Origin of the sequence: Sphingomonas kyeonggiensis (assembly GCF_030812785.1) — a bacterium.
Taxonomy (GTDB): domain Bacteria; phylum Pseudomonadota; class Alphaproteobacteria; order Sphingomonadales; family Sphingomonadaceae; genus Sphingomonas; species Sphingomonas kyeonggiensis_B.
Window position 1 is genome coordinate 985,203 of the sequence record NZ_JAUSTJ010000003.1, and the last position, 13,565, is coordinate 998,767.

The following is a 13,565-nucleotide window of genomic DNA, read 5'->3' on the forward strand; positions in this document are numbered from 1 at the left end:
GTGGAGAGGTCACTCCCACCCAGCCCTCCCCATCAAGGGAGGCTTTTTGGGTCAACGCTAGGTCGCGATTATAGGCATCAGCTTCTAGCGTAGGGCTGAGCGGTCGAGATTGGGTGGTTAGCTGCCGTTCCCAATTACAGCCGTATCAATTGCGAGACCTCGTTTCTCGAAGCCGGGGCCGCGACGAACTTCACACTTATCCTCTGCCCGTCGCGAGAGACGAAAACTCTATAATTGGGCTCCCGCACTTCGACAAAAAAACCGGACATGCCTTCGGGTTCGAAACCGCCGCCAGACATCTCCTCCCCAGCCCCAATGAAGACTCGACCTGACGGGGTATTCAAATTGAAACTAACCGCGCTCTGGTCAATCTCATCCACAATCTCAAGTTGATAGGTGCCGTCAGTCCCAAGATTGAGGAACAAGGCATTTCCGTTTTGAACCTCGGCCAATTCGTTCGCGGGGATCGACCACCAATCACCGACATCGTTGACCCGGTGCTTCATCGCGCCAACGTCAAAAATGCAGATGGTCGCCGTGTCGGTCGCGACGGCATTAAACAACAGCACCATAGAGCCCCCGTGCGATTTTGCGGGTAGTTTGAGAGCAAGTCGTCGATGTCCGCAACTGGGGCGCTTGCCACCAGTCCGCTTTATGAGCCCACGGCCCGATCGAGCCCCGCCTCTAACCGTCGATCCCATCCATCTCCATATCCGCGCTGCCCTGTGCCTTCCACAGCGCGCCCGGCTTGGGCAGCAGGAAGTGGCTGAACGGCAGGATCGCTGCTCCCACCGCCGGCGCGTCCTCGGACAGCGCGGCGCGGGCCACCGGCGCTACCGCCGGCAGCTGCGGCGCGCGCTCGCGCATCAGCGCGTCGGTGCGCGCCGCCAGCGCGTCGAGCTGCGCGGTGGGCAGGCGCCCGCCGAGCAGCACCACCGCCGGGTTGATCAGGCAGTTCACTGCGTCGAGCGGCACGGTGAGCTGGTGGGCGGCGCGCTCGGTCCAGTCGGCGATGCAGTGCTGTACCGAAGCCTCGGGCGTGCGGCCCCGCGCATCGGCTAGGCTGTGGCCGGCCGCCTCGAGGCAGCGGGTCAGGCCGGAGAGTGATACCAGCGACTGGATCTGCTCGCCCGTCTCGCCCTGCGCGCGCATGAAGCCCAGTTCGCCGCTGCGCCCGTCCGCGCCGCGGATATAGGTGCCGTCGATCACCAGACCGCCGCCCAGGCCCGAGGACAGCAGGATGTAGAAGAAGCTGTTGTTGCTTTGGCCATGGCCGAGCTGCATCTCGCCCATCGCGGCGGCGGCGGCGTCGTTCTCGACGAACACCGGCAGGTCGAACGGCTCGTCGAACAGCGCGGCGATGTCGGTCTGCTCCCAATCGGCGTAGTTGGCCGGGCGGCCCGGCAGGTCGACCAGCCCGAGATCGTCGGGCATCGCCACGCCCAGCCCGACGACCTTGGCCACATCGACATCGGCGCGGCGGAGCATGTTGCGGATCGATCGGCGATAGAGCGCGCGCACTTGGTCGGGCAGGGCGAAATCGACTTCCTCGGTGGTGCGCGTCAGCGTCTCGCCGGAGAAGTCGACCAGCACAATGGTGATATGGTCGCGGTCGATATTGACGCCGATCGAGTAGCAGGCGTCGCGCTTCACCACCAGGGCGGTCGGCGGCTGGCCGCGGCCGCCGCGGCGCTGGCCGGCTTCCTCGATCAGCCCGTCCTGCAGCAGCCGCTTGGTGATGTTGGCGATCGCCGGGCCGGTGAGCCCAGTGATCCGCGCCAGCTCGACGCGGGTCAGCGGCCCGAGCACGCGGATGGCGTGCAGCGTCACGCGCTGGTTGTGGTCGGCGGCACGCTCGAGATTGGTCCCGGAAAGGCGCGGCCGGGCGCGGCGGGCAATGCTCGTCATGCCAGGCTCATTTCCATCACCTACTCTCATTTCCCTTCGAGCGTTCCTTCCAGCCGCTCGAGCGAAATGCCGCGCGTTTCAGGGAAGTATCGCCAGACTATGACAAACTGCACCAGCATTGCAGCGGCGAACAGCCAGAATGGCAAGGCCTGCGTATATTGCGCAACTATCGGGAAGCCGAAAGCAAGAATTGCGTTCATGCCCCAGTGGGTTGCACTGCCGATTGCCTGGCCGCGCGCCCGCACCGCTGTCGGAAATATTTCAGAAAGATAGACCCAGATCACCGCGCCTTGTGAAACCGCGAAGAACAGGATGAACGCGATCAGTGCCGGCAGCAGGAGCATCTGTCCCGCGCCCAGCGTGTAGATCGTCGCGACGGCGGCGAGCGCCAGCGTCGTGCCGATCGCGCCGATCAGAAGGAGGAGCTTCCGCCCGACCCGGTCGATCACCGCCAGGCCGAGCAAGGTGGCGAGCAGGTTGGCGACGCCGATCGCCACTGCCTGCAGGTCCGCCGACACTGCGTTGAACCCGGCGGCTGCGAAGATGTCGCCCAGATAATAGAGGATCGCGTTGATGCCCGAGAGCTGGTTGAACAGCGCCAGCGCGATGGCGAGCAGGATCGGGCGGCGGTGGAGCGCCCAGCTCAGCCGGGCATGGCTTCCTGGAGTGGTTGCGGCGGCGGTGAACTGCGCGAGGAGCCGCTCGGGGTCGCCCATCCGCAGCGTGCGGATCGCGGCGCTCGCCTCGGCGATGCGGCCCTGCTGCGTCAGCCAGCGCGGGCTATGCGGGATGCGCAGGAGCAGTAGCAGGAAGAGCAGGGCGGGGGCGGCGGCCACGGCCAGCTTGATCCGCCAGGCCAGGTCGCCGTCGATCGCGCGGGCGATCAGGAAATTGCTCACATAGGCGGCGAGGATGCCGATCACGATGCTCAACTGGAACAGCCCGACCAGCTGTCCGCGCCGCTCGGCGGGGCTGACCTCGGCGATATAGACCGGTGCCAGCACCGAGGAGCCGCCGATCGCGAGGCCGCCGATGAAGCGGAAGGCGACGAGCATCGCCAGTCCGCCCGCCGCTGCCGATCCGATCGCCGAGACGATATAGGCGCCGGCGATCCAGTAGAGCATGGTGCGGCTGCCGAAGCGGTCGCCCGGCGGTCCGGCGCCGAGCGCGCCGACCAGCGTGCCGACCAGTGCGGCGGAGACCGCCGCGCCGAGCTCGGCGGCGCTCAGGTGGAAAGTATGGCGCAGGGCATCGGTGACGCCGGCGATCACTGCCGTGTCGAACCCGAACAACAAGCCGCCTAGGCTGGCGGCACCCACGGCCGATCGATTGAGCGTGCTGGTTCCAGCTTCCATCGCAGACCCCTCTCCGGATCATTGAATTATCTAATTTGAAATATTAATGCAGACATCGCGTGTGAAAAGCAATGCGTACCGAAACACGCCAAGTTATTGCCGGGAGAGGGGAATGCAGTCGCAATCTGGTCCGAACGCAGCGATTCGGATCTTGCCCGCGTGAGCGATGTTCACAATGTTACGCCGCTGCGGGCCGGCATCGAACTGGGCGGAACCAAGTGCGTCGCCACGCTGGCGAGCGGTCCGGACGATATCCGCGACCAGCGCACCGTGCCGACCACCCAGCCCGACGAGACGCTGCCCGCGATCCTCGCGATCCTGCGCGAATGGGATGCGGCGGAAGGTTTCGCCGCGCTCGGCATCGCGTCCTTCGGCCCGATCGACCTCAACCCGCGTTCCGCCAGCCACGGCCAGATCCTGGCGACGACCAAGGCGGCATGGCCGGGCACCGATGTGCTCGGCATCCTGTCGGCACCCTTCGACGTGCCCGTAGGCTTCGACACCGATGTGAACGGCGCGGCGCTGGCGGAGATGTCCTGGGGCTGCGCGCAGGGGATGGACGACTTCGCCTATGTCACCGTCGGCACCGGCGTCGGCGTCGGCCTCGTGGTGCACGGCCTGCCGACCCGCGGCTTCGCGCATAGCGAGCTCGGCCATATCCGCGTGCCGCGCCTCGTCGGCGACGGCCAGCCGAGCTTCTGCAGCTTCCATGACGATTGCGTCGAAGGCCTCGCTTCGGGCTCGGCACTGAAGCTGCGGCTGGGCGGCCGCCCGATCGGCGAGGTGGGCGCGGACGATCCCGTCTGGGCGCCGGTCGCCCATGCGCTGGCAATGATGTGCCATGCGATCGTCTCTTCCACCGCTCCGCATCGCATCGCGATCGGCGGCGGCGTCGTGACCGGCCAGTCGCACCTGCTCGGCCGGATCGAGGCCGAGCTCCGCGCCAGCCTCAACGGCTATATGACGCTGCCGGACGACGGTCCGTACATCGTGGCGCCCGCGCTGGGTGACAAGGCGGGGCCGCTGGGCGCCATCGCTGTCGCCAATCTCGCGCTTTCCAAGGCCGGGAAGTAAGCCCCGAAGGTCGGCGCCCGGCGCCGACCACCCCCTGCTAGACCACGAAGAAGTCGGTGTGCGCCAGGTGCAGCCCTGGCGTCAGCGTCGCGAACTGGACCGCGGCGCCGCTGCCATTGCCGTCGGCGTCATAATAGAGCGCGCCCGTCGCCGCATCGTAGAGGATGCGGTCGTCGGCGTCGGCGGCGACGCGGCCGTTGACGAACGCTCCCTCCGACAGCGCGCCCTTGCCCAGTGCGGTGAAGATCGCGGAATCGAGCGCGATATGATCCTCGCCGCTCACGAAGTCGGGGAGCAGGTCGATATTGGTCGGCCCGAGCGCGGTGCTGAACACGAAGGTGTCCGCGCCGCCCATGCCGCGCAACGTGTCGGAGCCCGCACCGCCGTCGAGCGTGTTCGCGCCGGCATTGCCGATCAGCTTGTTGTTGAGCTCGTTCCCAGTCAGGTCGATCGCGGTCAGCGCATTCGGATCGGTGGTGCCGAGCACTTCGATCGAGACGCCGGCTTCGAGGGTGTAGGATTCCGACGCATAGGCGGAGTCGAGGCCTTCGCCGGCCAATTCGACGATCTTGTCGCCCTTGTTGACGTAATAGGTGTCGTCGCCGGTGCCGCCCTGCATCAGGTCCTGCCCGGCACCCCCGTCGAGGATGTCGTTGCCGCCGAGCCCGAGCAGCGTGTCGTCGCCGGCGCCGCCATAGATCTGGTTGTCGCCATTGTTGCCGACCACCCGGTTGTTGAGCTCGTTGCCAGCCAGGCGCAGCGGGTCGGTCAGCCGCCAGTCGGTCGTGCCGATCACCTCGACGCTCGACCCGGCCTCGAGCGAGAAGCTGCTGCTCGCATAGACGGTGTCGAAGCCCTCGTCGGCCGCCTCGCGGACCACGTCGCGGGCATCGTCGACATAATAGCTGTCGTCGCCGGTGCCGCCCTGCATGAGGTCATAGCCGGTGCCGCCGTCGAGGATGTCGTTGCCGTCCATCCCGACCAGGCTGTCATTGCCGGCGCCGCCATACAGCTGGTTGTCGCCGCTGTTGCCGACCAGCTTGTTGTTGAACGCGTTGCCGGTGAGGCGCAGCGGATCGGTCAGCCGCCAGTCGCTCGTGCCAAGGACCTCGATCTCCGCATTCGCGTCGAGCGTGAAGTTCCCGCTCGTATAGATCGTGTCGAAGCCGTCGCCCGCCGCCTCGACCACGACATCGCCCGCATCGACATAATAGGTGTCGTTGCCATGGCCGCCTTCCAGCAGGTCCTGCCCCGCACCACCTATGAGCGTGTCGTTGCCGAAGAAGCCGGCGAGCCAGTCGTTCCCGTCGGTGCCGACGAGCCGGTCGTCCACGCCGGTGCCGAGGATCATGTCACCCGGCGCATCGCTGCCGAGGAAGCCGTAAAGGCCATTGGCGACCAACTCGGTATCGGCACCCAGTGTCGGCACCCCGGAAATCGGGAACATCAGCCCGAGCGCGCCCCATGCCTCGATCTTGCCGCCGTCCCAGCTGATGCCGTCACCGAAGACGTTGATCCCGTAGGAGCCGACCGGCGAGAGCGGATCGACGATGCCGAGCGCATCGGTGTTGGTGATGAGGAGGACGCAGGGCGTGCCATCGGACGAATAGCCGAATTCGGCCCCGATCACCGCGCCTTCGAAATAGGAGCCGTCGATCGTGCCGCTGATCCCGCCCAGCCTGGCACCGGCATTGCCGGTCGATACGAAGGACGATCCCTCGATCACGAGGCCGGTCACCGGATTGAATCCCGCCGAGGTGATCGCCGCGGAGGTGCCGGTCTGCACGGTGCAGTCGATGATCGAGATATTCTCGAGCCCCGCAACGCTGGTGATCAGGCCGAAGCCGCCGCTCACCGCGCTGATCGAGGTGCAGTCGATATAGGTGATGTTCTTCGAGCCCGAGAGCGGGTGGAAGCTGTATTCCGAGTTGATGTCGCCATCGCCGTCGCGGGCGTTGCAGTTGGTGAGCGTGATCCCGTCGCAGAACATCTGCTCGAAGGCGACGTTGGAATTATAGCTCCAGCAATTGGTGTAGGTGCCGCTCGCATAGACGGCCTCGCCGCCGGCCTGATAGGTGTTGAGGTCGCCCTGGGCGAACTGGCCATAGCCGGTGGCGTTGTAGGTGTTGACGTTCTCGACCGTGAAGCCGGTGGCCTGGTCCATGTAGCAGGCATTCATCCGGGCGCCGTCGACGAGGAGCTTGGCCGCGTCGATACTGAGGTTGGAGACGGTGACATTCTCCGCACCGGTCGCGGAGGCGACCACGCCGAACGAGCCCTCGTCCCGGGCGAATTCGGGCAGCGCCTGGATGAGCGTGGAATCGGTGCTCGTGCCGGTCAGCGTCTTGTCCGAGGGCACGATGATGGAAGAGGCCGCGTAGAAGGTGCCAGGCCCCAGGACCACGGTGGTCACGTCCGGATCGGCCAGCGCTGCCATGATCCGGGCGCTGTCATCCACGCCCGGTGTGCCGGCTTCGATATAGACTGTCGTCACCCAGATACCCTTTTACGCGCATGTTGCACTGCACAACCGCAACAGATGCCCTTCGGCCAGGGTCTTTGCTGTAATATTTCTGAAATTTTCCAAACGTTGTTTATGCGGAATTAATTTCAAAAGCCGTGGGGAATGAAGCCGGTGATCCTCGGATGCCAAGGTCAGGCCCGCATGGGCGGAGCGCTGGACAGGATCGTCGATTTGCTCCACGAGCTGTCGACCATCGACTGGCCCCGGGCCATGGGCTGGAATGGAATCTGACCCGGAATCAGCGTAATTTGTGTAAACGCCGCGCGATCCAAAAGGGTTGCGCGGTTGCGCAATTTGGGGCGACGGGATGAAGGACGCGGCCACTCTCGGGACGATGCGCGCTGCGCTGCAGCTTTGCCGGCGCCATTTCGTGGCGGCCGCAGCGTTCAGCGCGCTGATCAACCTGCTCTACATCGTTCCTACCCTCTACATGCTGCAGGTCTATGACCGGGTAGTGCCGACGCAGGGACTGCAGACCCTGTTGTTCCTGACGCTGGTGCTGCTTTTCGCGCTCGGCACGCTCTCGCTGCTCGACCGAATCCGCAGCCGGCTGCTGGTGCGGGCGGGGGTGCAGCTCGACGCCGCGCTAGCCCCATTGATCCTCGACGCGACGCTCGGCCGGCCCGAGCTGCCGTTTGCCCGCCAGGCGCTACGCGAGTTCGACACGTTGCGCGGCGCGCTCACCGGCGCGGGCATATTGGCGCTGTTCGACGCGCCCTGGATGCCGATCTACATCCTGGTCTGCTTCCTCGTGCACCCCTGGATCGGCGCCGTCGCGATCCTCGGCTGCATCGCGCTGCCCCTGCTCGCCTGGGGCAATGAGCGGATGACGCGCAAGCGGCTCGACCGGGCCCAGGCGATCGGAGCTGCATCCTATGCCAACCAGGACGCATTGCTCGCAGCGAGCGACAGCGTGCGCGCGCTCGGCATGCGCGAGGCGATGGTCAAGCGCCAGCTGCGCCAGCGCGAGGCGATGCTCAGCGCGCAGACCGAGGCGAGCCTCGCTGCGGGGGGCTTCCTTACCGCCAGCAAGTTCACTCGCCTCGCGCTCCAGTCGCTCGCGCTGGGGCTGGGCGCGCTGCTGGCGGTCGACAACCTGATCTCGGGCGGCGCGATCTTCGCCTCCTCCTTCCTGATCGCCCGGGCGCTCGCGCCGATCGAGCAGCTGATCGGCACGTGGAAGGCCATCGTCCAGGCGCGGCAGAGCTATCACAATCTCGGCGGGCTGCTCGACGGCGCGATGACGGCAGGCGAGCCGACCCGGCTGCCGCCTCCGCGCGGGGCGATCACGCTCGAGGGCGTGACGGTGCTCAACGACAGGCAGGACGGCGCGATCCTGGCCGGCATCTCGCTCAAGGTCGCGCCGGGGGAAGTGGTGGCGATCGTCGGGCCCAGCGGCGCGGGCAAGTCGACGCTGGTGCGCGCCATCGCCGGCGCGCTGATCCCCGATCGCGGCACGATCCGCTTCGACGAAGCCGATGCGCGCGACTGGAATCCGGAGACGCTCGCCCGCCATCTCGGCTATCTGCCGCAGGACGCCGTGATGTTCGCCGGCACGGTTGCCGAGAACATCGCCCGTTTCGCCCGCGAGCGCGGCGAAGATCCCGCGGCGACGGACGCCGGGGTGGTCGCCGCGGCGGAGAAGGTCGGTGCCGATACGCTGATCCGCCGGCTGTCCAACGGCTATGACCATCAGCTCAAGCTCGGCGGGCGCGGCATCTCGGCCGGCCAGGCCCAGCGGATCGGGCTGGCCCGCGCGATATTCGGCGATCCCGCGATCCTGATCCTCGACGAGCCCAACGCGCATCTCGACCAGGAGGGAGATCAGGCGCTGGTCGCCGCGGTCGCCGCGATCAAGGCGGAGGGGCGCACCGTGCTGATCGTCTCACACAAGCTCGGCATCCTGCCGGTGATCGACAAGATCCTCGTGCTGCGCGACGGCCGGGTGGAGATGTTCGGAACCCGCAATGAAGTTCTGCCCAGGATCGCGCCCCAGCCGGCCGGCAGGGTGCGCGCCACCGGGAGCGGCCAGGCATGAACATGACCCTGTTGCCGTCGCGCCGCGCCGTGTCCGCTCCGCAGGCGCGTCCCTTCGCCGATCCGCGCGGCGATATCCGCATGGGCGTGGTGATCGCGGCTCTGTTCTTCGTCCTGTTCCTCGGTGCTGCGGCATTCGTCCGCCTCGATGCCGCCGCCTATGCGCCGGGCGCACTGGTCGTCTCCGGGCAGCGCCAGTCGGTCCAGCACCGTGACGGCGGCGTGGTCGGCAAGATCCATGTGCGCGAGGGCCAACGGGTCGAGCGCGGGCAGCTGCTGGTCGAGCTCGCTGCCGCCGAGGTGCGCGCGCAGGAGCGTGCGCTCGCCTCACAGGCTATCCGGCTGCTCGCCCAGCGCGCGCGGCTGGAGGCTGAGCAGCTCGGACGCGCCACGATCACCGCTCCTGCCCAGTTCGCATCGCTCTCGCCCGAGGATCGCGACGAGGCGGCGCTGGCGCTCAAGCTCCAGCAGACCGAGCTTTCCGCCCGCACCTCAGTGCTGGCCGCGCAGCGCGGCGCGCTCGACCAGCGCGTCGTCCAGTCGTCCCAGCAGGGCAAGGGCTATGGCGAGCAGGCGGTGGCTGCGCGCGAGCAATTGCGCATCATCGACGACCAGATCGCCGCGCTGAAGCCGCTCGCCGACAAGGGGTTCGTCTCGCAGACCCGGATGCGCGATCTGGAGCGCGCCCGCGCGGAGCTGCGGGGGCAGGGCGGGCAGTACAGCGCCAGCGCCGCCCAGACGCGCGGCGCGGCACGCGAGAGCGAGCTCCAGGCGCTCGAGGCCGAACGCGCCTTCCGCGAGCGCACCGCATCGGACCTGCGCGAAGTCGAGACCAGCCTGGGCGAGGTCCTGCCCAAATGGACCGCCGCTCGCGATCAGCTCGAGCGCACCGCGATCCGCGCGCCCACCACCGGCGCGGTGGTCGGTCTCTCGGTGTTCACGCCCGGCGGCGTCATCGCGCCCGGGCAGAAGCTGATGGAGATCGTTCCCGAGCGCGCCTCGCTGGTCATTCAGGCGCGCATCGCCCCTGACGATGCCGACGACCTGCACGTCGGCCAGCGTGCCTTGGTGAAGTTCTCCGGGCTGCACGAGCGGACCCTGCCCAATCTGGAAGGCCAGCTGACCCGGCTCTCCGCAGACAGCTTCACCGACGAGAAGTCCGGACAGAGCTATTTCACCGGCGAGGTGATCGTGCCCCATGACCAGCTCAAGCTGATCCAGCAGGTGCGCGGCAAGGATTTTGCCCTGCGCCCGGGCATGCCGGTCCAGATCCTCATCCCGCTGCGCAAGCGCACCGCGCTCGACTATGCCTTCGAGCCGCTGCTCGGCAGCTTCTGGGCCTCGTTCCGCGAGCATTGACCGCACATCCTTTCCACTCTCGGGCGCGCGCATTCCGGCCTGGATTTTGTCCGTTATTGTGACAATCGACGGTACGGAGCCGATCCGGGGATTTCTCTCCGGGAAAGCGTCACATTGATCCCCTAGCGGTGGCGCGCGGGGCGAAGCGATGCGGGCTTCCCACGCATGGGGGCCCTTCCGGATTAGGCCATGGACAAATCGCGTCTTGCTTCGCCGGGCATCGCGGCAGCCCTGGCCCTGTGCCGCCGCCATCTGTTCGCCGTGGCGGTGTTCAGCGCGCTGCTCAATCTGCTCTACATCGCGCCGACCCTCTACATGCTGCAGGTCTATGACCGGGTGGTCCCCACGCGCGGGCTGCAGACGCTGGCATTCCTGACCCTGGTGCTGCTGCTAGCGCTGGCCACGCTGGCGCTGCTCGACGGGATCCGAACGCGACTGCTGGTCCGCGCCGGCGTTCAGCTCGATGCCGCGCTCGCGCCGCAGATACTCGATGCGACGCTGGGGCGCCCGGACCTGCCGGTGGCCCGCCAGGCGCTGCGCGAGTTCGACACGATGCGTGCCACGCTCAGCGGCGCGGGCGTGCTGGCGGTGTTCGATGCGCCCTGGGTGCCGATCTACATTCTCGTCTGTTTCCTGGTGCATCCCTGGCTGGGCCTGGTCGCGATCCTGGGTTGCACGGTGTTGCCGCTGATCGCCTGGGCGAACGAGCGCGCGACGCGGAAGCGGCTGGACCAGGCGCAGAAGATCGCCGCGCTTTCCTATGCCCATCAGGACGCGGCGCTGGCATCGAGCGACAGCATCCGCGCGCTCGGCATGCGCCGCGCAATGGTCGCCCGGCAGCTGCGTCAGCGCGAGGCAATGCTGGGCGCGCAGACCGAGGCGGGCTTCGCCACGGGCGGTTATCTCACCGCCACCAAGTTCGTCCGCCTCGCGCTCCAATCGCTGGCGCTCGGGCTGGGCGCGCTGCTCGCGGTCGACAATCTCATCTCGGGCGGGGCGATCTTCGCCGCTTCCTTCCTCATCGCGCGCGCCCTTGCGCCGATCGAGCAGCTGATCGGCACCTGGCGCCCGATCGTGCAGGCGCACCAGGCATATCGCAACCTCGGCACGCTGCTCGACGGCGCGGGGCAGATGGCCGAGCCGACCCGTCTGCCGTCCCCGCGCGGCGCCGTGGCGCTCGAGAATGTGACGGTGCTCAACGAGGCACGGGACGGCGCGGTGCTGAATGCGGTTTCGCTGCGCGTTGCGCCGGGCGAAGTGGTCGCGATCGTCGGGCCGAGCGGCGCGGGGAAGTCGACCCTGGCGCGGGTGATCGCCGGCGCGCAGCTGCCCAGTCATGGCGCCGTCCGGTTCGATGGCGCCGATGCGAGCGACTGGGAGCCTGAGGTGCTGGCCCGGCATATCGGCTATCTCCCGCAGGACTTCGCGCTGTTCGCCGGCACGGTCGCGGAGAATATTGCCCGTTTTTCGGCGGAACTGGGCGAGGATCGGCCGGCGATCGACTCTGCGGTGATCGCCGCCGCCGGAATGGTCGGGGCCGATGCGCTGATCCGCCGGCTCCCCCATGGCTATGAGCATGCGCTGAAGCTGCGCGGCGCCGGGCTGTCGGCGGGGCAGGCGCAGCGGATCGCGCTGGCCCGCGCCGCCTATCGCGACCCGCCGATCCTGGTGCTCGACGAGCCCAACGCGCATCTCGACCAGGAGGGCGACCAGGCGCTGATCGCTGCGATCGCCGCGATGAAGGCGGAAGGGCGCACGATACTGATCGTATCGCACAAGCTCGGAATCCTGCCGGTCGTGGACCGTATCCTGGTTTTGCGCGAAGGGAGAGTGGAGATGTTCGGGCCGCGCGACGAGGTGCTGCCGAAGATCACCCCGCCGGCCTTGCGGGTCGCCCGCACCGTGGGAGCGCAGGCGGGATGACGACGCCCGTCCTGCTCCCGCCGCGCCGTGACGCGGTGCAGATCTCGGCGCCGTTGCAAGCCGATCCGACGCGCGACATCCGGCTCGGTGCAATCGTTGCCGTGCTGTTCTTCGTGCTGTTCCTCGGCTGGGCCGCGTTCGTACGGCTGGATGCGGCGGCCTACGCGCCCGGTACGCTCGTGGTGTCGGGGCAGCGCCAGTCGGTCCAGCATCGCGACGGTGGCGTCGTCGGCCGGATCCTCGTCCATGAGGGGCAGCGTGTCGAGCGCGGGCAATTGCTGATGCAGCTTGCCGCCGCCGAAGTGCAGGCGCAGGAGCGGGCGCTGGCGTCCCAGTCGATCCGGCTGCTCGCCCAGCGCGCCCGGCTCCAGGCGGAGGAACTCGGTAAGGCGACATTCGCCCCGCCGCATGAATTCGACGGGCTGGCACCGGAAGACAGGGCCGAGGCGGAAGTGGCGATGCGGCTCCAGCGGACCGAGCTCGCCGCGCGCAACGCCGTGCTGGGGGCACAGCATGACACACTCGGCCAGCGTGTCGTCCAGTCGAGCGAGCAGGGCCGCGGCTATGACCGCCAGGCGTCTTCGGCGCAGGAACAGCTGCGGCTGGTCGAGGAGCAGATCCGGGTGCTGCGACCCGTCGCCGACAAGGGTTTTGTGTCGCAGACCAGGATGCGCGATCTGGAGCGCGCGCGCGCGGAATTACAGGGGCGTAGCGGGCAATATCGCGCCAGCGCCGCGCAGACCCGCGGCGCGGTGGGCGAGAGTCGCATGCAGATGCTCGAGACCGAGCGCAGCTTCCGTGAGCGCACCGCCGCCGACCTGCGCGACGTGGAGAGCCGGCTCGGCGAGGTGCTGCCCAAATGGATCGCTGCGCGCGACCAGCTCGAGCGCACCGCCATCCGCGCACCCGCGACCGGCGCGGTCGTCGGCCTGTCGATCTTCACCCCCGGCGGCGTGATCTCGCCGGGCCAGAAGCTGATGGACATCGTGCCCGAGCATGCCACGCTCCGCATCCAGGCACGGATCGCCCCCGACGATGCCGACGATCTGGCGGTGGGGCAGAAGACGCTGGTGCGGTTCAGCGCGCTTCACGAGCGCCGCCTGCCGAGCCTGGAAGGCCGGCTCACCCGATTGTCGGCGGACAGCTTCATCGACGAGAAGACCGGCCAGAGCTTCTTCACCGGTGAAGTGACGGTGCCGCGCGATCAGCTCGGCCTGATCCAGGCGGTACGGGGGAGCGACTTCGCGCTTCGTGCGGGAATGCCGGTCGAGGTGCTGATCCCGCTGCGCAAGCGGACCGCGCTGGACTATGCGCTCGAGCCGCTCCTTGGCAGCTTCTGGTCTTCATTCCGCGAGCATTGACTTCGGTTCCGCACAACTCGGTGC

At 67.7% G+C, this 13,565-nt stretch carries 10 protein-coding genes; 6 read left to right on the forward strand and 4 right to left on the reverse strand.

Annotated elements, in window-relative coordinates:
- Positions 1 to 134: 134 nt before the first annotated feature.
- From J2W22_RS21950 to J2W22_RS21960, 3 genes are all read right to left on the reverse strand, one after another.
- Complete coding sequence (locus J2W22_RS21950; protein WP_307120405.1) at positions 135 to 572, reverse strand: DUF6386 family protein; 438 nt, start codon at positions 570 to 572, stop codon at positions 135 to 137.
- Positions 573 to 684: 112 nt separating this feature from the next.
- Complete coding sequence (locus J2W22_RS21955; RefSeq protein WP_307120406.1) at positions 685 to 1,908, reverse strand: ROK family transcriptional regulator; 1,224 nt, start codon at positions 1,906 to 1,908, stop codon at positions 685 to 687.
- A 26-nt stretch (positions 1,909 to 1,934) separates the two neighbouring features.
- Positions 1,935 to 3,263 (reverse strand): sugar porter family MFS transporter, encoded by a 1,329-nt coding sequence (locus J2W22_RS21960; RefSeq protein ID WP_307120407.1) that lies wholly within the window; start codon positions 3,261 to 3,263, stop codon positions 1,935 to 1,937.
- 159 nt (positions 3,264 to 3,422) lie between these two features.
- Between J2W22_RS21960 and J2W22_RS21965 the strand changes: the two genes are divergently transcribed.
- The gene (locus J2W22_RS21965; RefSeq protein ID WP_307120409.1) at positions 3,423 to 4,337 is read left to right on the forward strand and encodes an ROK family protein; all 915 of its coding nucleotides are present in this window, start codon (positions 3,423 to 3,425) and stop codon (positions 4,335 to 4,337) included.
- A gap of 37 nt (positions 4,338 to 4,374) precedes the next feature.
- Here the strand turns inward: J2W22_RS21965 and J2W22_RS21970 are convergent, their stop codons facing one another.
- A complete protein-coding gene (locus J2W22_RS21970) occupies positions 4,375 to 6,831 on the reverse strand; it encodes a calcium-binding protein (RefSeq protein ID WP_307120410.1) in 2,457 nt (818 codons plus the stop codon).
- Between the two features lie 132 nt (positions 6,832 to 6,963).
- Between J2W22_RS21970 and J2W22_RS21975 the strand changes: the two genes are divergently transcribed.
- From J2W22_RS21975 to J2W22_RS21995, 5 genes are all read left to right on the forward strand, one after another.
- Positions 6,964 to 7,092, forward strand: a complete 129-nt coding sequence (locus J2W22_RS21975; protein ID WP_307120411.1) for a hypothetical protein — start codon at positions 6,964 to 6,966, stop codon at positions 7,090 to 7,092.
- Positions 7,093 to 7,168: 76 nt separating this feature from the next.
- Positions 7,169 to 8,899 carry a type I secretion system permease/ATPase gene (locus J2W22_RS21980; protein WP_307120412.1) on the forward strand — a complete coding sequence of 577 codons (1,731 nt, stop codon included), beginning with the start codon at positions 7,169 to 7,171 and terminating at the stop codon, positions 8,897 to 8,899.
- Positions 8,900 to 8,901: 2 nt separating this feature from the next.
- Positions 8,902 to 10,257, forward strand: coding sequence for an HlyD family type I secretion periplasmic adaptor subunit (locus tag J2W22_RS21985; RefSeq protein ID WP_373423018.1), 1,356 nt, complete (start codon positions 8,902 to 8,904; stop codon positions 10,255 to 10,257).
- Positions 10,258 to 10,446: 189 nt separating this feature from the next.
- The gene (locus tag J2W22_RS21990; protein WP_307120414.1) at positions 10,447 to 12,180 is read left to right on the forward strand and encodes a type I secretion system permease/ATPase; all 1,734 of its coding nucleotides are present in this window, start codon (positions 10,447 to 10,449) and stop codon (positions 12,178 to 12,180) included.
- A complete protein-coding gene (locus tag J2W22_RS21995) occupies positions 12,177 to 13,541 on the forward strand; it encodes an HlyD family type I secretion periplasmic adaptor subunit (RefSeq protein ID WP_307120416.1) in 1,365 nt (454 codons plus the stop codon). Before J2W22_RS21990 ends, J2W22_RS21995 begins: the two co-directional genes overlap by 4 nt.
- Positions 13,542 to 13,565 lie beyond the last annotated feature (24 nt).